This is a genomic window from Chryseobacterium sp. (genome assembly GCF_022869225.1).
Taxonomy (GTDB): domain Bacteria; phylum Bacteroidota; class Bacteroidia; order Flavobacteriales; family Weeksellaceae; genus Chryseobacterium.
Genome location: NZ_JALIHL010000001.1, coordinates 1,386,169 through 1,411,210 on the forward strand (window position 1 = coordinate 1,386,169; position 25,042 = coordinate 1,411,210).

Annotated in this window: 18 protein-coding genes and 1 tRNA gene; 7 read left to right on the top strand and 12 right to left on the bottom strand. The window is 35.6% G+C overall.

Translation table 11 applies throughout. The features are described from left to right. Positions 1–17: 17 nt before the first annotated feature. Positions 18–88, top strand: a tRNA-Gln gene (locus tag MUW56_RS06505). A 903-nt stretch (positions 89–991) separates the two neighbouring features. Here MUW56_RS06505 and MUW56_RS06510 read toward each other — a convergent pair. The 8 genes from MUW56_RS06510 to MUW56_RS06545 form a co-directional block, all read right to left on the bottom strand. Then, the gene (locus tag MUW56_RS06510) at positions 992–1,243 is read right to left on the bottom strand and encodes a hypothetical protein (protein WP_292012432.1); all 252 of its coding nucleotides are present in this window, start codon (positions 1,241–1,243) and stop codon (positions 992–994) included. Between the two features lie 4 nt (positions 1,244–1,247). Continuing rightward, positions 1,248–1,724: a Hint domain-containing protein gene (locus MUW56_RS06515; RefSeq protein ID WP_292012433.1), complete on the bottom strand. Its 477-nt coding sequence runs from the start codon at positions 1,722–1,724 to the stop codon at positions 1,248–1,250. After that, positions 1,706–2,539: a Hint domain-containing protein gene (locus MUW56_RS06520; protein WP_292012434.1), complete on the bottom strand. Its 834-nt coding sequence runs from the start codon at positions 2,537–2,539 to the stop codon at positions 1,706–1,708. The genes MUW56_RS06515 and MUW56_RS06520 overlap by 19 nt, the downstream gene beginning before the upstream one ends. Before the next feature lie 222 nt (positions 2,540–2,761). After that, positions 2,762–3,475: a hypothetical protein gene (locus MUW56_RS06525; RefSeq protein WP_292012435.1), complete on the bottom strand. Its 714-nt coding sequence runs from the start codon at positions 3,473–3,475 to the stop codon at positions 2,762–2,764. Next, positions 3,466–7,131 (bottom strand): DUF6443 domain-containing protein, encoded by a 3,666-nt coding sequence (locus tag MUW56_RS06530; RefSeq protein ID WP_292012436.1) that lies wholly within the window; start codon positions 7,129–7,131, stop codon positions 3,466–3,468. The genes MUW56_RS06525 and MUW56_RS06530 overlap by 10 nt, the downstream gene beginning before the upstream one ends. A gap of 11 nt (positions 7,132–7,142) precedes the next feature. Next, positions 7,143–10,094 (bottom strand): hypothetical protein, encoded by a 2,952-nt coding sequence (locus MUW56_RS06535; protein ID WP_292012437.1) that lies wholly within the window; start codon positions 10,092–10,094, stop codon positions 7,143–7,145. Further along, positions 10,091–11,695, bottom strand: coding sequence for a T9SS type A sorting domain-containing protein (locus tag MUW56_RS06540; protein ID WP_292012438.1), 1,605 nt, complete (start codon positions 11,693–11,695; stop codon positions 10,091–10,093). Before MUW56_RS06540 ends, MUW56_RS06535 begins: the two co-directional genes overlap by 4 nt. Before the next feature lie 855 nt (positions 11,696–12,550). Next, on the bottom strand, positions 12,551–12,760 hold the full coding sequence (locus MUW56_RS06545) for a hypothetical protein (RefSeq protein WP_292012439.1): 210 nt from the start codon (positions 12,758–12,760) through the stop codon (positions 12,551–12,553). A 519-nt stretch (positions 12,761–13,279) separates the two neighbouring features. Here MUW56_RS06545 and MUW56_RS06550 point away from each other — a divergent pair. The 3 genes from MUW56_RS06550 to MUW56_RS06560 all read left to right on the top strand — a co-directional run bounded on the left by MUW56_RS06550 (position 13,280) and on the right by MUW56_RS06560 (position 15,502). Beyond that, complete coding sequence (locus MUW56_RS06550; protein ID WP_292012440.1) at positions 13,280–14,011, top strand: hypothetical protein; 732 nt, start codon at positions 13,280–13,282, stop codon at positions 14,009–14,011. A 155-nt stretch (positions 14,012–14,166) separates the two neighbouring features. Then, positions 14,167–14,733 carry a hypothetical protein gene (locus tag MUW56_RS06555; RefSeq protein ID WP_292012441.1) on the top strand — a complete coding sequence of 189 codons (567 nt, stop codon included), beginning with the start codon at positions 14,167–14,169 and terminating at the stop codon, positions 14,731–14,733. A 226-nt stretch (positions 14,734–14,959) separates the two neighbouring features. Next, positions 14,960–15,502, top strand: coding sequence for a hypothetical protein (locus MUW56_RS06560; RefSeq protein ID WP_292012442.1), 543 nt, complete (start codon positions 14,960–14,962; stop codon positions 15,500–15,502). Positions 15,503–15,601: 99 nt separating this feature from the next. Here MUW56_RS06560 and MUW56_RS06565 read toward each other — a convergent pair whose 3' ends face one another. Beyond that, positions 15,602–17,314 (bottom strand): hypothetical protein, encoded by a 1,713-nt coding sequence (locus tag MUW56_RS06565; RefSeq protein ID WP_292012443.1) that lies wholly within the window; start codon positions 17,312–17,314, stop codon positions 15,602–15,604. A 730-nt stretch (positions 17,315–18,044) separates the two neighbouring features. On the opposite strand from MUW56_RS06565, the gene MUW56_RS06570 reads away from it, so the two are divergent. Next, entirely contained in the window at positions 18,045–18,797 is a 753-nt protein-coding gene (locus tag MUW56_RS06570; protein WP_292012444.1) for a tetratricopeptide repeat protein, read from the top strand. Continuing rightward, positions 18,782–19,468, top strand: a complete 687-nt coding sequence (locus MUW56_RS06575) for a hypothetical protein (protein WP_292012445.1) — start codon at positions 18,782–18,784, stop codon at positions 19,466–19,468. The genes MUW56_RS06570 and MUW56_RS06575 overlap by 16 nt, the downstream gene beginning before the upstream one ends. 81 nt (positions 19,469–19,549) lie before the next feature. Here the strand turns inward: MUW56_RS06575 and MUW56_RS06580 are convergent, their stop codons facing one another. The 3 genes from MUW56_RS06580 to MUW56_RS06590 form a co-directional block, all read right to left on the bottom strand. Beyond that, positions 19,550–20,182: an HdeD family acid-resistance protein gene (locus MUW56_RS06580; protein ID WP_292012446.1), complete on the bottom strand. Its 633-nt coding sequence runs from the start codon at positions 20,180–20,182 to the stop codon at positions 19,550–19,552. A gap of 288 nt (positions 20,183–20,470) precedes the next feature. Then, positions 20,471–21,889, bottom strand: a complete 1,419-nt coding sequence (locus MUW56_RS06585; protein WP_292012447.1) for an amino acid permease — start codon at positions 21,887–21,889, stop codon at positions 20,471–20,473. A 389-nt stretch (positions 21,890–22,278) separates the two neighbouring features. Beyond that, positions 22,279–22,572 carry a helix-turn-helix transcriptional regulator gene (locus tag MUW56_RS06590; RefSeq protein ID WP_292012448.1) on the bottom strand — a complete coding sequence of 98 codons (294 nt, stop codon included), beginning with the start codon at positions 22,570–22,572 and terminating at the stop codon, positions 22,279–22,281. Between the two features lie 183 nt (positions 22,573–22,755). Here MUW56_RS06590 and ccoN point away from each other — a divergent pair, with 183 nt between their 5' ends. Continuing rightward, on the top strand, positions 22,756–25,035 hold the full coding sequence (gene ccoN / locus MUW56_RS06595; RefSeq protein ID WP_292012449.1) for a cytochrome-c oxidase, cbb3-type subunit I: 2,280 nt from the start codon (positions 22,756–22,758) through the stop codon (positions 25,033–25,035). Positions 25,036–25,042: the final 7 nt, after the last annotated feature.

The following is a 25,042-nucleotide window of genomic DNA, read 5'->3' on the forward strand; positions in this document are numbered from 1 at the left end:
ACCACTAAAACAAACAGAGACCCATGGTGTAGCGGTAACACTACTGATTTTGGTTCAGTCATCTGGGGTTCGAATCCCTGTGGGTCTACAAACCATCCTTTTTTAAGGGTGGTTTTTTTATTCTTACTTTTTCAAACTTCCTTGATCTTTCATTCTTATATTTAAAGAAATTATAGTTTTTGTTAAAACCTACATTAGGCATTCATCATTACGATTCGCCTTTTCAGGTAATTTTATTATTTTAATCTGCTTGAAAATACCTGTACTATCAGCACATATTCTCATAGATATTGAAACATCAGTATATTCGAAGACATTTGCCTTAAGAGAACTTTATGCATTAAAACAAATATTAAAGATTAATCTTATAAAAATTCCCCTCAAAATGCCACGATTTGTTTTTATTATAGTATATGGGCAAAACTTTCTTCAATTAGAGAATTTTTAATTTGGAAATAAATTTCCTAATATAAAAACAACAATTTCTACAATTAAAAATGATGAACAAAGATGAATTTTAAAAATACTGAAAATATCTGTCAAAACTCCACGCTTAATAAAAAAGTATATTATTGCAAATATCAAAGAAAAGATTGCTGCCTGCCAACCATTTACGTCCATAAACCATGATAATATGGATTGCTTTCTTCTTTTTTTAAATATTTTTTAAAATCGAAATCTTCCTTCCTAAATCTAAAATCCAATATAAAGAAAAATTCTCAATATTTTAAGTGGTCTACTTTCAATTTTCTTCTATTCCGTCTACCCAAATATCATTTTAAAATTTCAATACTTATTCCATTTATAAAAATATAGCGCTGATTTTCAACGCTATATTTTATTACCAACATATGTGAGACATTACCCTCTATTCTGTAAAATTATTATTATTATTATTATTTCTCGTTACTATTGATTAATAAGGAAAACCAACATTTTTGAAACATTACCTAAAAAAGACTGTCCTAAAAAATGACAATCTCATTTATATTTAATTAATATCTGATTTATCAATATTATCAAAAATATTATCTCTAAATTTTTCTACAGATTGTTTATTATCCTGCCAAGCTTTAGAATTTAATATATAATTGTCTGCTTCTGTAATTGATATTTTAAATTTAAAAACTAATAACATGGTTGATTGCATCATAGATAAGTTATCTTCTTTCATAATTAACATTAAATTTTCAATACTATCTAATGTATAATCTTTGTATTTTTCTAATAATTCTGTATTCATAATTTTATAATTTAAAAAGTTGATCAAATAGGTGTCCTGGATTTGCAGATGAACTATTAGCAGCTCGTTGAAACTGAAGTCTTAATTGCGTAAATCCATTTTCTCTTGCATAATTTTGAAGAACTTTAAAACTTTGAATCATTTGTCTGTTTCCAAACGTGTTAGCCATTTCATTCCCAACAGAACCTTTAGGGTAAAAAACCATTTCTGTTAATTCTAACGTACTTCCTTTCACATTGTGATTTGCCAAAAACTCAATTGATTCACCACTTGCATATCTGAATTCACCGCCTATAATATTGCTTTCTATTCGTGAAAATAATTGTGGAAGTCCACAATCATTATGAACAAGAATATTTTTTTCAGAAACATAATAATTATGGTTGCCTTCTACTTCAAAGTTATAGACTTTTGCTTTCTCATCCAAGAAATTAACAGATTCTATGGGAGATGTTTTTCCATCTAAAGTGGTAAGAAGCATTCCTTTGGTATAAGGGCTTGGGCTTCTATCCAGCTTCCGTTTACATAGAATGGATGTTCCGGTGTACAGGTAATTTCCGTACCGTTTACAGAGATTTTCACTAATGAAGAAGAAGTATTGCGGTATAATTCCACTACTTTTTTCAGCTCTTTTTTGCCTGTTTCTTCATTGTAACTCCATACCAGATTGCCTTCTTTGATGTCTTCAATCTTCCTGCTGCCTTTTTCAGTGGCCACTAAAGTACCTTCCGTAAAGCAGATTTTTATAAGACCGTTGGTTATTCTCCCTAGTGGTCCACATATGATACGGCTCAATCCTGCTGCTCTCCAGCCCAATGAAAGAAATTCTCCACCCACAAAAGATGCCGGAAGCTCTAAAAACAGAAAATTTTCAGCTGCTGCCACACTCTGTGATGCTTTGGAGTTAAGAATATAAGATCCCATATTGCTACTATTCATATCATAAGTAGCCTGTCCCAAAGCCCCTGTAAATTTACTGTACATCAGGAAACTGTTAAATCCTAAATTTTGAGAGTTATTCCATGTACTGGCTGTTCCTCTTGCATTTATAATAACTGGTGGAATATTAAAATACATTCCATCCGGTCCGTTACCTATTCCTGTGGATGTGCCGCCAAAAGAGAAATTAGTAGGAGTTCCTTCATAGCTCATGCTACCTACCCAGTTACTTACAAAACCACTTCCAGTGTTGCTCCAGGTTGTATCATAACCACTTTGGGAGTTATTGTAAAAGCTCATCACCCAGTCTTCATTACCTGTACTGTTTCTTGCAAAACTCACCTTTACATTTCCCAAATAACTTTTATATTGATAAATATATCAAAATTACTTACCAACACATTTGGAACATCCTGTATGATTCTCAATATTTTAAGTGGTCTACTTTCAATTTTCTTCTATTCCGTCTACCCAAATATCATTTTAAAATTTCAATACTTATTCAATTTATAAAAATATAGCGCTGATTTTCAACGCTATATTTTATTGCCAACATGTTTAAAACATGACCAATATGACCTATTTTGAATTTTGAATCTCAAAACCACTTTTGGTAAATTCTTCATAAAAATCATTAAATAAAATATTATCTGAAAATCTTTTTTCAAAATTCATATATCCTTTTATTCTTAAAAGAGGTGTTTGTTCTCTCATTTTTATTGATTCATAAATACTAATTAAACAGTCTCTAAAAGAATGAAATTCAGTCCCAAAATAACCATATGATTTGAAAAAAGCTTTTCCAATTTCATAATAGACATCCAAATCTGTTTTAACTTTTGATAAATCAATTATTATAACAGGGTTCATGTTATCGATATTTTCTCTGACACCACTTAATAGGCAACAGCCCCTTAAATAAAAATACTTTTGTTTATCATTTAATTCATACCATTTTATTTTTTCTTTTTTATCAGTAAGTAATTTGAAGTTGTCAATATATCCCTGATTGTATATTCCTAAAGGATCATCAAGAACTCCTGTTAAAGAAATTTCCTTAGTTTTAAGTAAGATATCTGAAACATTAAAAAAGTAGTCATTTTTAAAATCTTTAAGTCCTTTAAAAGTGACTCTAATTATTAAATATTGTTTGGAGATTTCTGCAAATTGCAGATTGGCTGATTTAATATCTTCTTTTTTGATAATGATTTTATCAAAATCTTTTTTACGAATAAGTTTCACGTATTTTGTCGACAATATTAGTTCTTCTCCTAATAAAAATTTTATTTCCATTTTACTGCTGAGCTTGTTGGTATTTGTATAATGTTTTTATAATTGTGGTCAATAACTAATCCCCATTTTCCAGAAGGATGTTGGAGAATTCTACTACCGTTTAATGAAGTGTCGGGAACATCTGCTATTTTCCATTCTTTTGCTCCAACCCATTTTAAACTTACACCACTTCTATTTTCAAGAATTGTTTGTGCATTTCCTGTCATTCTTGGAATTCCTCTTCCTGCTAAGATTTCAGTAAAGTCATTTGTTACACTTTTAGGCAGATTTACAGGATCAATTCTTGTCCCACCTTTTTTATTAATAATTCCCATTTCCCCACTTACCCCTTGTGGAGCTTTCATGGCATATAAAAATGTTGCTACTTGAGCTGTACTATGCGCAGAGTGACCTTCCATTCCCGCTTGCATAAGCCCTTCTGTAAGTACTGCTTCCAAAAGCATATATGGAACAGCAAGGATATTAACACTTTGAACCCCTCCCTTATCACTATACCTTCCTGCATTCCTAACTCTATCCCATGCAAAATCACTTTTAGCATTCCACCATTCCATGTATTTGTTGACATGGCTCTGGATTTGAAGACCCCAAAAAAAGCTGCTTTTTGTCTGAAGTTCTATGGCAGGTATTTGTATAAATATTCCACCATCCGGTCCGTTACCTATTCCTGTGGATGTGCCGCCAAAAGAGAAATTAGTAGGAGTTCCTTCATAGCTCATGCTACCTCCCCAGTTACTTACAAAACCACTTCCGGTATTAGTCCAATTCGTGTTATATCCATCCTGGGAATTGTTATAAAAACTCATTGCCCAGTCTACACTTACCCTGCCATCAGGATCATACATATTGACCGGATTGTTCAATACGTAGGCATATGGGGAATCGGAAGAATAACTTTCAGAAAGCTGATCCATTCCTATCCATCTACCCAGATCAGGCATATATTGTCTCCATCCGTAATCTAAATTCCCGCTGCTCTGCAATTCTTTGCCATTGTAAAGATATTTAAATTTATTGTTAGTTGTATCTCCCGTGTTATACCCTGTATGCTTTAATCCAAAAGGATAGTAGTTATTTTCTTCGAGAATCACAGGTGGTTCGCTGCTTCCTTTTGCATAAGAAACTCTTATATTTCCCAAATGATCTACATATTGATATACATATCTGTTATTTACAAAATCGTAATATCCTTCCTCATTGGCTAAAACAAAAGATTGCATACCACCTGTTGCATTTGCTGTATACTGAAACCCTCCCAAATAATCAGTAACGGTGAGGTCATTATTCATTTGTAGTTTAGTACCGTCTGAAGCATAAATATATTTGATTAACCCAGTCGTAGAATTTGGAGTAATCTGAGAGGGGAGATTCAAAAAATTATATGTAATTTTTGCCAAGCCTTTATCCAAATGTTGAGTAATATTTCCGTTAGCATCATACTGTAAAGAGGCTCCTTTTCCGGCAGGAAGAGGATACCCGCTTAAAGCATTTCCTTTCCCGGATTCCTGAACATAATCCAGCTGATTACTATTATTCAGATAATTGTAGGTTAGGTTATCTATCACCTCTGCGACTCCATTGACAGCACTTCCTGTCCTATGCAATGAAGTTATATTACCCCCAAGATCATAATCTATAACCTCACTATATTCCCGGGAATACGGATTGGTATCAACCTGGAAGAAACCAGCTCTTAGCCTTTCCGACCCGTCATATACATATCCGTATCTTCTAAGTGGTTCATTAGTACCATAAGCTGTCTTCCAATCTACTTCAACAATACTACCATTATATTTAGGCTTTACCTTTAGATTGCCAAATGAACTATTAGGGACTTCCGCTCCTTCTACCGTATTATATTTTATTTTGTAGGAAAACAGCTTGCTTCCCATATTATTTATATCAGCAGCATTGATACCGGTAAGCCACCCCCTGATGTTATAAGTATAATCTATGCTCTGAAGATTATTTCCCACTTTCTTATTAATAACCTGTCCTAAGTCATTGTAAGTATAATTGGAAAGCAGCTCTTCCATTCCACTATCAACCTGCTGGTAATGTTTAAGTAAATATCCCTGAGGGCTATATGTATACGTATCCTTAACTGTAACTTCAGTATTGATAGTATTTTTTGAATGGTAGGTAAAAGCCAATTGGGTTTTACCTGAAAAATCAAGCAAAGCTTCTGTTTTGGTAAACCCTCCCAAATGGTTTTTACTGTAACTTCCAATTGCTCTTCCCAGCTGATCATACCATATGGCATCTGAAGACCAATTATCATTCTCAATGTTTTTAGTATAGCTGATGGTAGGCAGTGCTTTCGTACTTCTTACAGATGCAAGTCCATTGGAAGTAATAAGAGTAGAAGCAGAAGCTAAAACAGGCTGATTCTGTATCTGGTCCGGGCGTTGAGGTGCCCCCTCAGGGTACTCATCATAATAATTAACTGATAAAATAGTCATACTCCCTGTGGGAAACGCTTCTTTTGTATAGTAAAAATTAATATTATTCTGTGTAAATGGAGAAGCACTTACTGTTTCATTGTTAACAGCATTAGCAGACATATTATTTAATGCAGTCTGCATAGCTATTCTTGATGCTGTATTGGCAAAAAAACCACTGTAGACTATTCTTCCGAATGCATCATATTTGGTGAACATCCAGCCCGGCTTTCCAAAACTGTTAACACTTGTTCTTAAGTTGGCATCCTGCCCCAACACTTGCCTGTTTTGTTTATCATATACAAAATATTCCCAGCCTTTTCCAGGAAGTTTCTTTTCTGCAAGCCTGTTGTATTTATCGTATTTATACTGATAACATAGAGGATTTAGTAGAGGCTGGATTTCCGCTCCTGTGCTGGCAATTGCCGCTTTTGGGGGAATCATAAAAGAAAGGTTACCGAAATCATCATACACATAATAGGTATCCAGATTTTCAACTGCTCCGTTTTCTTTTACATTAATTTTCCTTACTAAAATAGTCTGCCCCAGAGAATTGGTAAAGGAATGGGATTCATTTCCGTCTTCATCTTTGGACACTGATTTATAAAGGATATTGGCATTATAATACCCATTGGTTGTATAGGCATCATTAGCTGCAAAATTCAACACCACATCATTAAGCTGTAATGAAGAATTCCATGTTATTGCTGCTCTAAATCTTTTAACTTCATTTGCGGTATTTGACAGGTATTCAGCTTTTGATATGTGGTTACCACTAAGTTGCCATTCAGATCCGGGTGCAGCAGCTTTCTCAATTCTTCCCAAAGGTGAATTTTCATAAGCAACTTCAGAAAATGCATTGGGAACATTATAATAGGCATTTACAGCATTTTCCCCTGCATTCGGTATATAAGCACCGTTCCGTGAATCTATAGGAAGGGGAAGGTAGTTCTTTGATACCCGCCCCAGCTTATCATAAGCCACGGGAATCACAATGTCCTTTCCCAATGGAGAAGCTTTTATGCCAATATTCTGAGTATTTCTTCCCAATCCGTCAAAATATTGAACGGTTTGCCGTTGCTGGGCTCCGGGCTGCTCGGTTGTTACAGGCTCAAGATAGGTTCTGCTATAGGTATAGTTTTCTGTATTAGTCAGACTTTGTGCATAAAACAAAGCGGACACAAAAAAGTATACAATTAATGATATTTTTTTCATGATCTATGTTTTTATGGCTGTTTGATATTGTATTTATATTCCTGAATAATATTTCCGTTGACGTTAACAACAGTCTTCAATTTGTTATTCTGGTCATACTTATAAATGTCTCTTATCCCATTAGGTGGTGTAAGAGTCGTTATACCAATAAGCAGATCATATGTATAAGTTGTAATTTGAAACTTTTTCAATGCAGTATTTGTTCTAAATACATCCAGCGAGTTAATCAGTTCTGCTTCAGAAGCCGTATCTTTATCTAAATTGGATTTTAAAACGATGTCATCAGCCAAACTTCCTATATCAGCTAATGAAGCACCTTCTATTTTTGCAATAGGCATGGTATTGTTGTATCCCCAGATGATAACTGAAGAAAATCCTTTTCCTGTATTTTCATCAGTTACAGTGGTATATTGACGGTTATTACCAGCAGTGTCATATTCGTTATATTTCACGGTTGTTTTTACACTATTATCATTGGGATTAATGAAAACTACAGAAGTAGGTAAAAGGCTATTGTTATCAAATCTAACCTGTGAGTTTAAAACTACTTTACTATTATTCTTGGTAATCGTCTGAACTGCCTCTGAAAGAATATGTGCATTTTCAAGATGAGCATATCCGGTAAGACCTGCTGGATAGATAAATTGCTGTTCTTTAATATTTCCATCTGATGATATGTCTTTTATAGAATTTGGGGCAAGATTTGAAGAGTTAATAACCGTTTCTTTCTTGACTTCAACAATTCCTCCGGGCTTGGTATAATCTTTATTATCCTGAGAAATCTTTTTCACATAGGCAGATCTGCTTGTGTATAGATTAGGGCCAAAATAAAATTCACGAATCTGATCTGTATAATTATCAAGCTCATAAGTATAACTTTCAGAATGTAATAACTGATTCTGCTCATTATAGATTTCTTTCCTGGAAATCAGCCCTCCTTTTGTAATATTATAATAAGGATAATAATATATAGGGGAAAACGGAGTTCCTCCAGTCTGATATTTTGGATAATCATCCGGATTAAGATAATAGATTTTTGTATAACCGTTCCCTGCTTCGGAAATTTTCACATTTTTATACAGAATAAAACCTTCGTTAGGATTATCTTTCCCATCATTATCATTATAAAACACATAACCACTTGAGCCTGTTCCATCTTCGTTATCATAATTATAGGTTAGTGTTTTAGCAGGTATCGTTTCGTTAATTCCTGTATAATATTTAATCTTATTTAAGCGAATACGGCCATAATGAGGAGTATCTTTCGCTTTTCGAATAGGACCTTGCTTGATTTTGATTTCATAAATCTTGAAAATTCCGTAGCTTCTACCTTTCCCTGAAAACTCTAGTGTATAAGTTCCTGGGTATCCGTAATAAGTATTTTGTGCTGTTTCCGCCGTTGTTGCAAAACATTGTTTACCATTCATCAATTCACCTGAGCTGCTTTTAATAACGAAATCCGTATAAAATGGTTCAGGTTGTGGGTTTGGATTATTGGGATCATATGTTGGATCAAAAGGATTGTCTGTTGGTGGCGTAACAATAATCGGATCAGTATATCCTTGTGCTGTATACGAAAACGTAAAGCCAACTTTTTTAGCAGGATCTCCTGAAATCGTAAATGTATACGTATTGGTTTGGGCTATATTAAATTGATGGTCGGGCTGTGCTACAACTTCCTGTATATCTGAATCCACATAATTACCCAATATTGAATCCAAATAGTCTTGCGTGTAATCAAAGAAATATTCGTGATTCCCATATACATATTGTGTTACCCCGCCTGAAGGAGAAATAACTTTTTCAAGAGCATTGGTATAATTATAATCTGTATAATAGCTTTTAGGCATAGAACCCGGCCAATCGCAATAACTGTTATTGACAGTCGGAAGTAGATTATTATTATTCTGATTATAGACAAATGTGGTTTTTTCATTTTTTACATCATTCTTATCATTTTTAACAATAGAAGCAAGAAGCCTTTTTCTCAAAGGTTGATCATATGGTTCACTAGATGTGATATAATTAAAGTTAAATGAATGAATAACCTGATCATAGGAATTTTTTAACACTATCTTTTTCAAGCTAAACAGATCATTTGGAGTGTCTGCAAGACTTTCGTCAAATTGATAATCAAATATAACCTTCCCTAAATCTGTATCTACAGATTTTAACTTACAATACTGGTAAATCAATTCTCCGGTAGAGGCTCTAGTTCTTGATTTTTTATCATACATATATGTTGCAAGTATTTTACCTATCGGACTAACAATTCTGGTCAAAAAGTAAGCCGATTTATATCCTTTTTTGGGTATTATAAAACCCGAATCATACCTAGCCTCTAGGTCAAAATCATTGAATATATATTTGTATCCTTTTCCATCTGTAATGGTGAAATTTTCAATTTTCAAGGTAGCAGTATTACTGTTTCTTTCATATTCAAATTTCAGATTGTTGGGAGTTAAATTGACAAGGCTAAAAGTATTTGTGACTATATCCCTTTTTATTTGAAATTTTCCAGACATGCCAGGTAAACTATAATAGTAATAGTCATCAAAAGTATTTTTTTGATAATCAGGACTAGACACATCGTCATTAACCTCATCTAAAGTTCCAATAATTTTTTTATAAATCATACTTCCTCCGAATAATGTCCAACCTGCCCCAACATCACTTGCTGAAAAATTACTATCTCCAACATATACAGGATTATAGCTAAGATTAAATACATGTTTAATATTTCTATCCTGTATTGGTACCTCTACAATAGGAATATTAATATTAGGCTGACCAGTAATCTGACTGACAAGATTATCAGTATATCTAGCCATTGTAGTCATCGAAGGAGAAGCAATAGCAGTTGTTGTCCCTTCTCCCAGACTCTGTTGACTATGGAGATTCGTAATTAAGAATATAAGATAAAAACATATATATTCTTTCTTCCAATTAAATATAGTTGTCATTTTTTTATCAGTTTAGCATTCGCCGTTTTGTTATTATCCGTTTTTATAGTCACCAGGTAAGCTCCCTGCACCAATCGCTGTGTGTTGATCTTGGTTACAGCATTCTTTGTTGTAAGGCTATGGAGCTGTCTGCCGCTCATATCGTAGACTAAAATCTCAGCATTTTTGAAATCAAAACCTATTTCTATGTAAGCATAATCGGATACTGGGTTCGGATAAATTTTGATCTCTTTCTTTTCAATTAAGTCGTTTACCTGCTTGTCACCCAGCTTTACAATTTTCCAGTTTTCCTTTCCTAATTCTTCGGCACTGGTTCCTGCCAGAATGATGGAACCGTCTCTGCTCAATTTCAGGTCTGAGAGCCTCTCTTCTCTTTTTCTTGAATCTCCCGTTACGTGCTTTCGCCACTGTTCATTGCCGTTTGCATCTACATACAACATCCAGAAGGTTTCATCATCTTTTTCAATTCTGCCTTCTGCTTGGGTATATCCCCCTAACAGGATTCCTTTTGTTCCCTTATCATCCAAAGAATGGATGGCATTCATGCCCATTAAAATATCTCTGTTTTTAAAGTTGTAGGATTTCTGCCACTGTTCCTCGCCTCTTTCATTGAGGGAGATCAGCCAGAGATCTGTTCCTTCTTCAAGGCCTGCGGTTTTATTGCCCGATCTTTCGGATCTGGATTCGCCGCCGATGATAAAGCCGGAAGAGGTTAAAGCCAATGTTCTCAGATGGTCGTCTTCTTTCCCGCCAAAGTTCTTTTCCCATTCTACTTTGCCGTTTTTATCCAGTTTCACGATCCAGTAGTCCCCCTCACCGAAATTGCTGCTGCTTTTGGGATGAGAATTGATCTTCCCATTACTTCCAGCCTGCTGCTTCCCGCTTCCCGGCTTTATTTCAGAACTTCTGGAGTATATTCCCAATAAGGCTCCGCCATCTTTTGTCGGAATCATTTTTTCCAGTTCATCCAGGCTTTTGCCGCCTAAAATGAGCTGGGAAAGCTCTTTGCCTTCCTTATCCAGCCGGATAATCCATACATCTTTGGAGCCGTAGCCTTTGGAAGAGTTCTGTATATTCCCGGCTACGAAAAACCCAAGATCTGTGGTTTGGATTACAGCCCTAGCCTCTTCATCGGCTGAAGTTCCTAATGTCTTTTGCCACATTTCGTCACCGAATTCATTGATACGAATAAGCCAGATGTCTGAACCTCCTTTTGATTCTTCTTTTTTATCCAATCCTCTGCTTGAATAAGAGGTTCCTGCCGCTAAGAATCCGCCTTCCTGGGTGGTTACCGTTGCTGATAAATAGTCGTGATTATTTCCGGAAAAGTATTTTTCCCAGACTTCTTCACCCTGTTGGTTGAGCTTAACCAGATGGAAATCATAGCCGTTATTTTGCTTCTGGCTGTTGGCAGCTGGCGACTGGCTTTTGGACTGGATAGAACTTCCGGTGATCAGATACTGCTGATCAATCGTGGTGGTGACCTGGCTTAGAAAATCCTGGGTGGAGGATTTAAGATCTTTTTGCCAAACCACCTGCTGAGCATCAAAACTACTCAGAGATGTGCAAATAAAAATTGCACCTACGTAAAGTTTTTTCATACTGTTTGTTGTGTTAGATTAATTTAATTTCTCCTTTATAGCAAAAGGAAAATACCAGAATAATTTTTGCGAAAGGATAATGTTATCCTGAATGATAAAATGATTTCATATTTTTATTTTTGTTTTTAGATATAACAAATAACTTGAGAGGATAAAACCCAATCAGAACCTAGTAAACATATAGTTATTGAGACATTAAGTACACCAATGCCCTACACAAAGAAATAAGAAATTCCTTAAATTGTACCTCAAAAAATTAAGTAGAAAAACATAATTTCTTTTCTCTCATTGGTATTGTTTTTCCTTAGCGAACTTAAATACTATGGTATTTTTCCACAATCCGTAAAATCAAGCTGTGTTCATCTCTTTCTTTTTTGTTATTTATAATTTTCTTTTTTCGAATACAAAGTTATAGCTTCATAACGACAAGTCATGTCGTATTAAAACTATATTTCAAGTTGGATATAAAAGAATTAAAATAAAAAGAAGCAAAGAAAACACTATTGCGTGAATTCTATGGAAGATTTTATAAAAGAATTTTATTATTTCTTACGCATGAGTAGATAGTGGAATATGGAGCTAAGATACTTTTTCCTACATACGTGTTAGATAGAGAGATTGACGACAGATATCCTTATTTCAGGATGTTTTATTGTATATAGTCCAAGAATAAATAGGACTAAACGAGAGTTTTGAAATCGCTATATCCCATATCGGCTCATTTTGATAATGAGTAACAAAACTCCTGTCATTAAGGTCAAACTTCTCCGCAAAACTATGATAAACTAAACGTGAAACTGCCACTGATGGCGAATAAATCATCACATCGGCTTACATCAGCATATTATTATCTTTTCAATTGCATCCTATACAATAGCTTTTATCAACATATTCTTTGCTTCCTCCAGACGAAATATAATAACACCCTCCTTTTTCACCGGTATAAAGCCTATGGCCGTTGTATTTACAAGGTCCTGAACCCAAATCACCATCATTATCGCTTGCACTTCCCCCACAAGAACAAATTATTGCTGCTAACGCAATCATTAATAGTATTTTCTTCATGTCTCTAATTTTAAATATTCAGCAAAACTAGAACAAGATTAAAATGAAAAAATACGGGAATCCATAAAGCAAAGTAAAAGTTAATGTAAGAAATGAAAACAGTAATTATATATCCTGACATTTTCGGAAGAAATCTGTTTATTCAATTCTAAACTGTTTCTTATCTGGCGGAACAACTTGAATAATGATTTGCTGATTGTTCTTTAATATTATGTTAAGGTTCATTTACTTTTATGAGCATAAGGTTACAAACAAATGTAAAAAATTGAACATTTTAAAATAATAATTTACCTAAAAATAACCAGCGTGTTAAAAATTTTATTTCACATAAGTGCTCTTAAATCAGTCTGATTCCACCTAATAGATAAAAAAATTAACTGAAAATAATCGTTTATGCCACGAAACACACATTTAAATACGCAATAACTAATAAAATACACATATTTAACTATTATAATTAAAAATATTCATATTATTAATTAATTTTATATATCTTAGCGCCGAAAAACTAATAGCATTATGAGAAAACTACTCACCGTAGCCGCTTCACTTACGATAGCACTACTGCCAACCATTTCATGTTCAGATACGAACAATGAACAAATTTCAACCTCTGAAAGCAGTTTTAGTCCAAAAGCTTCTTTAATGCAAGGAAGTTCTGCTGCCCGCCTTACACAAGATGACAGCGACCAGATTGTGAACTCCTCTTTACTCTTGATAAAGGAAATCCAGAACAGGAGTGAACTCGTTGATTTAATTAGGAATCCTGTTACCAATCCGGATGGTTCCATCGATTATGTAACCAAAGACGGATTAGCTAAATTTTTAGAAATAATCGATTATAAAGGTGACGTCAATGTAAAAGATGTTAATTACATGATTTCTGAAAGTGTAAAAGCTTATAATCAGGGCTATGATACCTATATCTCTAACATGAATATATCTTCCGGTGCTAAAGCTATTATGAAGGACTTGATAAAACCAAAAGTCCTATACGTTAATCTTGAAGATTATCCGGAATATGCAGGTCTCAAAACGATAGAACAGGAAAAGTTAAAGGATGTCTATGATGTCACAAACACCGCGAGAAGAAGTGATCTGGATGATATAACTCTTGGAGGATATATGTTGGGTGGCGCTGCTGTAGGAGCATGGATCGGAAGTTATTTCCCTTGGCCGGGAGCTCCGATTTTAGGAGGTGTCATTGGAGCGGTAGTAGGAGCCGTTTTATGGGTTGCTATAAAAGGATAGTGATGAAAAAAAATGTATCCGTAACCGTAATTAGCCTTACTACAAATCTTCTTTCTTGCTTTTGAAAGTTTCAAAAAAAAACTGGATTTGTTATAGGTTTAACAGGTTTGGCAGGTATAATGATCAGCGGGCTATTTTTCTTAATGTCTGATAAGATGTTTCACAGAAAAAAAGCCGAAAAGAATACTATTTATCTTTATTTCAGGGAAACAAAGTCAAAAGCGGGATTAATTTCAAAATCATATAATATTAATAATTCAAACTATTCTCATGTTGGGATTGGCGGAATTATTAACGGAAAAGAACAGGTTTATCATATTTTATTTTGGAATGATGGCAAAAAGCATTTTACCGATCTAAGAATTGAAAGCATCGATGATTTTTTTAATCCTAAAAATGAAAAAGTACTATCCGGAGGAGTCTATTCAGTAAAAAATGTAACGCCTTATGAGTATTCAAAGTTTACCAATGTATTAGACAGTATTCGTCAGCAACGATTGGCTTTTGATAAAAAATTTGAAAGTATTGACGATAATAAATTTTACTGTTCCGAATTAGTAATCAGCTTACTCAGATTTACAAAACGGGATTTTCATTTAAAAAAAATTAAGAAAAAATTGACAGGAATAGATGCTGTTATTTTAAACCGGGACTCCATATCTTATTATCCCACAGATATTTTTATGAACAATGAAAATTTCACCCCTGTAGAAAAATGGTAATTTAAACTTTTATACTTGTTAAATGTGCGTTATTAAATTTCAACCTGTCTTACAAACAATATTATCGTTGATCGGTTTATTTTTCATCTTATCCGTTTATTTACGACTTATCTTCAAAGGTATTTGAAAGGAAATGATCGTATAAAATGTAGTAAAGCTATCAACTAGGTTCAATCTCTTACCAATCCTAGCATAGTGCAAAATGGGTAAGAACAATAATAAAAATATGAACAAAAAACTAAATTACCTCTTCGCAGTATTGTTATTATCTGCTGCAACAGTCACTTCTTGTACAAATGAATCAAGAGACACTGACGGACAAACAACGACTGAAACATTAACAAAGAAAAACAACACTTCCTCAGCGAAGAAATTACCCGGATGCGGGAATGGCCCGGGGGTACATGCTGTCATATCATATGAAATAGATACTTTTAATTTCCACAGACCTTCAAAAGGGTGTGAAAGCGGCTTCTCATTATGTGTACAAGGGCATTGGGAAGTTGAATGCCACGATATCGATCATAATCCTATAGCATCGATTGCCAATAAAAAAGCGGATGTATGGGCAGATGTCTTAGATACCCAGGCTGAACTTCATTTTCCAATTGGGCTAAAAGATGAAGCAGGCTATACTAAAGATGATTTCGATAAATTTTATGTAGATAAAGAGCACGAATTATATGACGGAGTTATCCTTAAACCAGGTGTTTATGATATTACTGAAACAAAAGACGAAATGGTAGTACTTGTTGATATACTATATTAAAATTAGTAAACACTCAGCTTATAATAAGCTGAGTGTTTTTTTATGACAAAAGATCAATTCATTATTTTTTTAGGATGGTCTATCCTTTACATTTTTTATTTAATTAACAGCCGTTGCAAAAATCGAATTTTCCGACCAACCGCCTCCAAAGCCTTCCAGTTGGGAAGTAGACGCTGCAGGTCCGTATACTACAGTACTTCCCGCTACATATCTATATGTTTTTGTATTTCCTGAAGAATTATTCACATAGATAACGCCCACTGCAACGTCAGACAGGGTAAGACCAGTATTGGGGCCCCTTGCTATAAAACTCATCAAAGTAGGCCTGCTGCTTACATCGGGAGATTGGGTGGCCACAGCTCCTATACCGACATTATCTTCAGAAAGAGTACTTCTTACAAACATCTTTTGATCCGCTGTCAGTGTTCCATTGAGTCTTATCAACTGTGAGATAGTCACCATCCATTTTCCTGGCGGAAGACTGATATTGGTTCCGGTATATTTCAAGGTATTATCTGCAACAAAGGGAATATTTATTCCTCCAGATGTAGTTCCTGTAGCGGTATTGGCTGCTGCTCTCTGCCATGTTGCCACTCCGTTGGCATCTGAAGTTAATATTTTATTAACTCCCTGAGTTCCATCTACAATTTTTAATGCCCCATTTGTTGCTGAACGAACATCAAGTACATTGGTAGGAGCTGTGGTTCCGATACCTACCCTCCCATTTTTGTTCAAAGTCATCAAAGCACTTCCTGTAGTTGGAACTCCTGCAAAGAATTGTAAAACATTCTGTGCGGCTCCGAATCCGTAAAAATCATCCCCGGCAGTACTGTTCCAGACGGCTAGTTTTTTCCCTTGCGTTGTCCCTAAATCTAAAAGATTATTGGGAGTTGCTGTACCAAGACCAATTCTATTATTTCTTGCATCAACATTAAAAGTCGTCCCGTCTACCGTAAAATGACTTGTACCGGCAGTAGCAGTACTTGTAAATGCTAAAGTGTTTCCGGCTTGTGCTACGATACGGTTTCCCGCTAATGTCCCGTTTCCTGCATAGATACTTGTATCTGTATTTGCAGGGAGGTCTTTCCAGGTTGCCACCCCATTGGCATCTGAGGTTAAAACTTTGTTTGCCCCCTGGGTACCATCAACAAGTTTTAGAGCACCATTTGTTGCTGAACGAACATCAAGTACATTGGTAGGGGCTGTGGTTCCGATACCTACTCTCCCATTTTTGTTCAAAGTCATTAATGCATCACCAGCAGCAGCAGCTCCAGCAAAAATTTGTAATACATCAGCAGCATTTCCAAATCCGTAGAAATCATCTCCTGCAGTGCTGTTCCATAATGCTAATTTTTTCCCGCTGCCTGATCCCAAATCTAAAAGATTTTTAGGTGTTGTTGTTCCGATACCCACCCTATTGGTAACGGCATCCACAGAGAAAGTACTTCCATCCACTGAAAAATGATTGGTTCCTGTAGCAGCTGAACTGGTAAATGCCAAAGTACTTCCGGCTTGTGCTACGATACGGTTTCCCGCTAATGTTCCGTTTCCTGCATAGATACTTGTATCTGTATTTGCAGGGAGGTCTTTCCAGGTTGCCACACCATTGGCATCTGAGGTTAAGACCCTGTTGGCTCCCTGGCTTCCATCAGCAATCTTTAAAGCACCATTTGTTGTAGAGCGGATATCAAGCTTATTTGTAGGGGTTACCGTTCCCATTCCCACATTCCCATTATTAAGCACGACAAAATCATTTGATTGCTGAACCGGGGTTGGAGCTCCTGTAGAAGCATTATCTTTTGCGCCGTCCACATGAAAGGACCCTTGTGGATTAGGAGTATTGATCCCTACCTGAGAAAAAGCAAAGTTGAAGAGAGAATATTGTAGATAAAATTGTAATTTTTTTCATTTGCTTAGTTTTAAATGTTTAATGTTTAATTTTTTTTCTTGTGTACTTTTAGAATCGTAACTCGAAAATGTGACCGGTCTGAAATTTTCTAAGTGTTCGAATTGTATAGTGCAAATGTACAGCCTCTGAACAAAAAAAATAGTACATCAAAGATACGCCACAAAATAAACTACTGTAAAAAACAAGTTAAACAACCAAAGAAGTAGCTTTGAAGTAAATGAAAAAAGTGAATTATTATCTGATTTGAAAGAAAACAGTTACCCATGGGTACCCATTTCCAACATTCCGGTCACCTCGAAGGATTATTCAGGATGGTCTGTAGTTTTAAAAAGCAGAGATCATTAGAATCTCTGCATCAAAACACAAACACTTTTCTCAAACATATAAGAATGAAAAAAATTATATTCAAATCTATTAATATTGAATAAGAAAATGATTACTTCAAAAATACGTCACTTCTTAATGAATTAACAATCAAAAAAATTAGATAATGAATGAAGTATTATTGAAGTACAACATTCCCAATTCTGCACAAGAAAAATGACTCATTTTACCAAGATCATTTTATTCTTTCCTCTTTAACTTATTATATTCATAAAAAATTTATTTTTGTTTAGATAATTGAAAAAAAATATGTCCCCTAATTTTAGAATTAAAATAATATATCTTGCTTTTATTTTTCCTTTTGTATTTCTTGGAGCCCAGGATTATTCTTTTCTGCCTGAACCCATAAGAACAACATCAGAGTATAAAAGGAAAGGGGATTATGAAGGGGCTTTAAGGTTTAATACCAAGGCGCTTAAACAATATGAAGAAAATGGAGACACCAGGGGAATCATTATGGTATACACCAATATTGGAAACATACTGTGTGGTTTCAGCAGACATAAGGAAAGCCTGGAATATCTGGATAAAGCAAAGAACGAGCTCAATACCATTAATCCTCCGACTCCTCTTCTTATAGGAAATTTATATAATGAATATGGTAGGAATTATATCCGATTAGGATTATTTGAGCAGGCTAATACAGCCTATAATAAAGCAGCGTATTATATCAAAAGGGTTACAGATGATAAACAGAGGAATTACCTTTTGTTTCATAATTATTCAGGGAAGTATACTAACTTTCTTAAATCTAAAAACATTGATTCTTTACGGACCATAGAAAAAAATTGCTGTCTGAGATTCCGGGAGCATTCTCCTACACAAGAATGGCTGATGGTTTTATTGCGAAAAAAACATTTGGATTCTGCAGAATACTATATGAATAAGGCTGTTCTCAATTTTAATACCGCAAATTTTACTGAAAAAGGGATTGCATTATTCAGTTATGGAGACCTTTATAATGTAAAAGGAGATCAAAAAAGGCTTTGGAATATTATCTGAAAGCAGAGGATATATTCCAACAAATCAAAAACAAACCCGCTTTGCTCACCGTTTATGATACTATTTCCGGGGTCTATAAATCACTTCATGAAATTGAAAGATCAAATGAATACCTGAGCCAGTATACAGCCCTCACCGACAGCCTCAGCAAAAACGAAAAGGAAGCAGTAAACCTTGCCGTGAATACACTGGTTGAGTTAAAACACGAAGAAAAGAGACAGGAAAGAAAGATCTTCTACATAATCGTTCTGATAATTGTAGTCGTCTTCCTACTATTAATATACTTTATCCGGAAAATATATATCCGGAAAACAATCAAAAAAGATAGACTCATTGAAAAAAAGACTATCGAAACAGATGTTCTTAAATTAAAAGTAAATGATTCTTTTGACGAAATTATTCAGTTGATGGAAAGCAGAAGTCCTTTATTCTTGACCCGTTTTAAAGAAGTATATTCTGAATTCTACGAAAAAATGGTAACTCATACTACTGAACTCACAGAACATGATATCAAATTCTTTGCTTATCTCAGATTAAATCTTACGAATAAGGAGATCTGCCAATATGAGAACATTAGTTTACGAGGTATTGAAACCAAAAGGTACAGGCTCAAGAAAAAACTGAAACTTCCACAAAATACAGAACTTCAGAAATGGATTTTAGAATTGTAAGTTTATATGGGATAAAAAATGGATAAAAAAGCAAAAGACCTCTTCTCGAGGCCTTTTTTTATTATACTTTATATCAATTGATTACCGCTTCAGATCGTCAATTTCATCCTGTACCGCTTTTATTTTATCTCTTAGCTCCTGGCTTATTTTCCCTGGAAAATTTTTAACCTTTCTTAGATCCAGTGCCAGCATTATAGAAGCAATTCCAAGAAATATGAAAGAAACCCCTGTTAATGTAACCAAAGAAATACCCGTAAATACAGGATTAAATATCAATAGTAAAGAAAATATAATTCCTCCTGCACTTGCCAGCGCTACATTTCCCCAGCTCATTATTTTCATGCTTTTCAGATCAAAAGCAAAACCCAGTAACTGAAAGGAACGGAACAGCAAGGTAAATCCGACTACAAACGGAAGAATAGACATTGAAATCTGTGGATAAGCGATCAGGTAAACACCAATAGCGGTTGTCAACAGCCCACTTACCAGAAACCAGCCCCAGCCTTGTAAAGATTTACTGTTCTGTATGGAGAAAAACACCTCTGTAATCCCGGAAAATAAAAAGGAAACACTGAAAAAAATAGAAAGGGTTACATACGTTGCCAGCGGAACACTAAATACATAAATACCGAAGATCAGAAAAAGGATCCCGAAGATCAATGGAATGTACCAGTGTTTAACCGTGTTGGTAAGAGTCTGAAATAAATTGCCCATAGAAATATCTTTTAATCCGGCCTACTTTGTGAAGCGGTGTTCGGCTTGTCCGCGAGAATTCAATGAGGAAAATCCTTTATTTTTCCCTTTCCATTGAAATACCTCTCGTTACTAATTTACAAAAAATATATGAAAAACAGGTATCAAAGGGTTTTAATTTCGTGCGGTCTCCTTCCTGATCGGCAGGCATTGATCTTAATTCAAAAAATAAAATAAAATAAAATAAAAAAGATGAAAATCAACATATGATTTTCATCTTTTACAAATAGCTTTTCCTATTTTTTTATCTTAAGCAGGCTTATATAATTTATACATGACAAACAGAAACCCTAACCAAACCGGAATTAAAATCACCTGAATTTCCATTCCTGTAATGCTCATTAATCCTAAAATCAGAACTAAAAAGGCAATACAAATATAATTGGATATAGGATAGAATATTGATGGAAACTTCGATTCAATTCCTGATTTAGTGATTGATCGTTTAAATTTTAAATGGGTATAACAAATCATCAGCCAGTTGATGATCAATGTGGACACCACTAATGCCATTAAGTATTCAAAGGCTTTTTCCGGTACCAGTTTATTAATAATGATACAGATTCCGGCAAAACATGAAGAAACAATGATCGCATTGGTAGGAACAGAATTTTTATTCAGTTTTTTTAAAAATTTGGGAGCATTTCCCTGTTGGGCCAGCCCAAAAAGCATTCGGCTGTTACTGTAAACACTACTGTTGTATACAGACAGCGCCGCTGTCAAAACAATAAGATTAAGAACATTCGCAATCAATGAATTAAATTGAACCACTTTACCGAAAAGTCTGAACTCAAGTCCATTTAAGTTTTGAAAAACCATTACAAACGGGCTTGACCCTTCTGTAATCTCCCGCCAAGGGCTTAATGAAAATAAGATCACTAAAGCTCCTACATAGAAAATCAAAATCCTGTAAATTACCTGGTTGGTAGCCTGGGGAATCGTTTTTTCCGGGCTCTTTGCTTCCGCTGCGGTAATCCCGATCAGCTCCAGTCCTCCAAAAGAGAACATAATCATGGCCATGGCTGCAAATAATCCGGAGTATCCGTTTTCAGTTTTATTAAAAAGTCCTTTCGGAAAAAAGCCGCCGTCATTCCATAAGTTGGAAATACTGGCTTTCTCTCCTCCTGTTCCTGTTATTAATAAGTAAACTCCGAAGATAATCATAGCGATAATAGCTACTACTTTGATGATAGAGAACCAAAACTCGGTTTCTCCATATACTTTTACGGAAGCAAGGTTAAGGGCATTGATCACAATAAAAAAGAATAAACTGGAAACCCAGAGCGGTATTTCCGGCCACCAGAAATGGATGTAATGTCCGATAGCCGTAAGTTCGGCCATACTTACCAGAATATAAAGAATCCAGTAGTTCCATCCGGAGGCAAAGCCTGGAAAATTTCCCCAATATTTATAGGCAAAGTAACTGAAACTTCCCGATACCGGTTCCTGAACTACCATCTCACCCAGCTGGCGCATGATAAAAAAAGCAATAATCCCGGCTAAAGCATATCCTAAAATAACTGATGGGCCAGCTAATACGGCAGCGGGTCCTATTCCCAGAAATAATCCGGTTCCTATGGCACCTCCAAGGGCAATTAATTGTATGTGTCGATTTGTTAATCCTCTAACTAAAGTCTCGTTTTGTCCTGTTTTATTTTCGTTGCTCATAGAATGAATTATTCAGTCGCTAAATATATAAAAACTTTTCACAGAAATTCTCATTCCATGGGGTAAATTGATAATTCCACCTCATCAGAATCAGAAAGGTTGCCCATGGGTTGTCAATATCCCGCTGAGTCTCAAAACAGAGCTATAAAAAACAGGCATTCCCTCAATATAGTAATGCCTGCTGTTTTTTATAGAATCGCTATGTATTTAATTTGCTATCTTATATCCATAAATAGAAGCAGCGGTCACCTGACAGGTAGGACCTGAATTGCCCAACTTTGCGGCAGCTGTATAACACACCGTTATCCCATCGGTTAAAGGAGATCAGTATTTTATGAGGAATTTAAATTGAAGGATAAAGAAGATCAAATATCCAGAATAAATACCGGTTATAAATATTCTTTCGGAATCGAAATATTATTCTTTTTCATGTATTCCAACAGACTCTGATATTTATCTTCATACCCATCCGTTCCGCATTTGTGAGAAATGCTGCAGATATCTGAAGGCTTGATGTCTAAAATATCGGAGATCTTGGTAAGTATATCTAAGTTGATCTTCACTTTAGAATTCTCAATATCCGAATAGGCTTTTTGGGAAATCCCCATTTCAAAGGCCATATACTCCTGCGTAAGATCTTTGCTCCTACGGATTTTTCTGATATTTTGTCCACATATTTTCATCGTTTCTGTTTTAGTAGTTTTCGGTATAGTTTAGAAGATTATCTATTAGACTCTAACAAAGTTAATAAATACCTTTGGCAAAACATTATACACGTTACATGATATTTATTTTCATCATAGAAAAAGGCCTAAAATAAGGCTGTTTCAGAGAAAATATAACTTCGGTAAACACTATTGGAATTTATGGAGACGCAAAAATTTAATTATGACAATAATATTGTCAGGGCATTCCTCTATGCAACTATCATATTCGGACTCATCGGATTTCTGCTGGGGCTTACTGCCGCATTGATGCTTTTTTATCCCGAATTACCTGAATTTTTATTCGGTACGGATGATACGACCATTAAAAGTTTGGCATCGGGTAATATTCAGGGATTGATTAACACTCAGGGAGCTATGGGCTTCGGAAGGATCAGAATGCTTCATACGAGTGCCGTCATTTTTGCTTTCGTATGTAATTCCTTTTTCTGCGGTGCTTACTATAGTATGCAAAGGCTATTGAAAACAAGAATGTACAGTGATACATTATCCTGGCTCCATTTCTGGTCCTGGCAGTTTATGATCATCAGTGTCGTCATTACCTTCTTAATGGGTATTAACACTTCTAAGGAATATGCCGAGCACGAATGGCCTATTGATATATTAATTGCTTTCTCATGGATCATCTTCGGAATCAATATGTTCGGAACCATTGCCAAAAGAAGGGTAAGACATTTGTATGTAGCCCTCTGGTTCTATATGGCAACGTGGATTGCCGTAGCCATGCTTCATATCTTTAATAACCTGGAAGTTCCGTTATCTTTCACAAGCTGGAAATCTTATTCTGTATATGCAGGTGTAAAAGATGCATTAGTACAATGGTGGTATGGGCACAATGCAGTAGCATTCGTATTAACCACCCCTGTGTTAGGTCTGATGTATTACTTTATGCCAAAAGCGGCACAGCGACCGGTATTCTCATATAAATTATCCATTATTCACTTCTGGTCGCTGATCTTTGTATACCTTTGGGCCGGGCCTCACCACCTGCAATATACAGCATTACCGGCATGGGCTCAGGCTGTGGGCACAGGGTTTTCCATCATGCTTATTGCTCCATCCTGGGGAGGCATGTTAAACGGCCTTCTTACTTTAAGGGGAGCCTGGGATAAAGTAAGAGAGAATCCAATTCTTAAATTCTTCGTAGTAGCGGTTACCTGTTATGGTATGGCCACTTTCGAAGGACCTTTATTAGCCACAAAATCTTTAAACAAAATAGGACACTATACCGATTGGGTCATTGGCCACGTACACTTGGGAGCTCTTGGATGGAATGGTTTCATGGCATTCGGAGTAGTATATTACCTGGTTCCGATCATGTGGAGGACGACCCTTTGGTCTAAAAAATTAGCCAATTGGCACTTCTGGCTGGGAACATTAGGAATTATCTTCTACGCTGTTCCGATGTATATTTCAGGATTCACACAGGGATTGATGTGGAAACAGTTCAATCCGGACGGTACTCTATTGTGGAAAAACTGGCTGGATACGGTAACAGCGGTTATCCCATACTTTAAAATGAGATTCTTAGGAGGCATCCTTTATCTTTCAGGGGCTATTTTAATGGTCATCAATGTGATCAAAACCATCAAAGCCGGTTCATTCCAAAAAGAAGTTCCTGCAGAAGCTCCGGCATTAGCCAACATAGGCAGTACAAGAAAAGAAGGAGAAGGTGTACACCTATGGCTGGAAAGAACGCCTACCCTGCTTTCTATATTGGCTTTCATTACAGTAGCTATCGGAGGGCTTATAGAAATCATTCCTACGCTGTCACTGAAACAAAGTGTACCTACCATTACTGCAGTAAAACCATATACTCCGTTGGAGCTGGAAGGAAGAGACCTCTATATCCGGGAAGGATGTAATGCATGTCACTCTCAGATGATCAGACCTTTCCGTGATGAGGTGGTACGATTTGAAGGTAAAAACGGACAGTATTCTAAAGCCGGAGAGTTTATTTACGACAGACCATTCTTATGGGGATCCAAAAGAACCGGACCTGATCTTCACAGAGAAGGAGGCAGAAACCCTGATTCCTGGCATTTTAAACATATGTACAACCCAAGGATTACCTCTGCCGGTTCCATCATGCCACGTTTTCCATGGCTGATCACCAATAAGCTGGACCGTACTCAAATGGTGGATAAACTGAAGCTGATGAAAAACTCATTTGACGTACCATATACAAAAGCCCAGATCGATTCTGCCAGCCAATGGGCAGACAACCAGTCAAAAGCTATTGTTAAAAGAATCTATTCAGAAGCTGCGGATGTAAAAGATCAGATGGCAAAAGAAAAAACAGCCAAAGGATCTTCTTATGTACCGCTTGAGCAGAGAGAAATTGTGGCGATGATCGCCTATCTGCAAAGATTAGGGACAGATATCAAAACAACACAGGTACAAACAGCAAGTGTAGAGTAATCATTAA

What these genes read in the sequence shown, in the direction of transcription:
- MUW56_RS06510 (WP_292012432.1), bottom strand. Translation starts at nt 1,243, where the DNA reads ATGAATACAGAATTATTAGAAAAATACAAAGATTATACATTAGATAGT.
- MUW56_RS06515 (WP_292012433.1), bottom strand. Translation starts at nt 1,724, where the DNA reads ATGCTTCTTACCACTTTAGATGGAAAAACATCTCCCATAGAATCTGTT.
- MUW56_RS06525 (WP_292012435.1), bottom strand. Translation starts at nt 3,475, where the DNA reads ATGGAAATAAAATTTTTATTAGGAGAAGAACTAATATTGTCGACAAAA.
- MUW56_RS06530 (WP_292012436.1), bottom strand. Translation starts at nt 7,131, where the DNA reads ATGAAAAAAATATCATTAATTGTATACTTTTTTGTGTCCGCTTTGTTT.
- MUW56_RS06535 (WP_292012437.1), bottom strand. Translation starts at nt 10,094, where the DNA reads ATGACAACTATATTTAATTGGAAGAAAGAATATATATGTTTTTATCTT.
- MUW56_RS06540 (WP_292012438.1), bottom strand. Translation starts at nt 11,695, where the DNA reads ATGAAAAAACTTTACGTAGGTGCAATTTTTATTTGCACATCTCTGAGT.
- MUW56_RS06545 (WP_292012439.1), bottom strand. Translation starts at nt 12,760, where the DNA reads ATGAAGAAAATACTATTAATGATTGCGTTAGCAGCAATAATTTGTTCT.
- MUW56_RS06550 (WP_292012440.1), top strand. Translation starts at nt 13,280, where the DNA reads ATGAGAAAACTACTCACCGTAGCCGCTTCACTTACGATAGCACTACTG.
- MUW56_RS06555 (WP_292012441.1), top strand. Translation starts at nt 14,167, where the DNA reads ATGTTTCACAGAAAAAAAGCCGAAAAGAATACTATTTATCTTTATTTC.
- MUW56_RS06560 (WP_292012442.1), top strand. Translation starts at nt 14,960, where the DNA reads ATGAACAAAAAACTAAATTACCTCTTCGCAGTATTGTTATTATCTGCT.
- MUW56_RS06570 (WP_292012444.1), top strand. Translation starts at nt 18,045, where the DNA reads ATGTCCCCTAATTTTAGAATTAAAATAATATATCTTGCTTTTATTTTT.
- MUW56_RS06580 (WP_292012446.1), bottom strand. Translation starts at nt 20,182, where the DNA reads ATGGGCAATTTATTTCAGACTCTTACCAACACGGTTAAACACTGGTAC.
- MUW56_RS06585 (WP_292012447.1), bottom strand. Translation starts at nt 21,889, where the DNA reads ATGAGCAACGAAAATAAAACAGGACAAAACGAGACTTTAGTTAGAGGA.
- MUW56_RS06590 (WP_292012448.1), bottom strand. Translation starts at nt 22,572, where the DNA reads ATGAAAATATGTGGACAAAATATCAGAAAAATCCGTAGGAGCAAAGAT.
- ccoN (WP_292012449.1), top strand. Translation starts at nt 22,756, where the DNA reads ATGGAGACGCAAAAATTTAATTATGACAATAATATTGTCAGGGCATTC.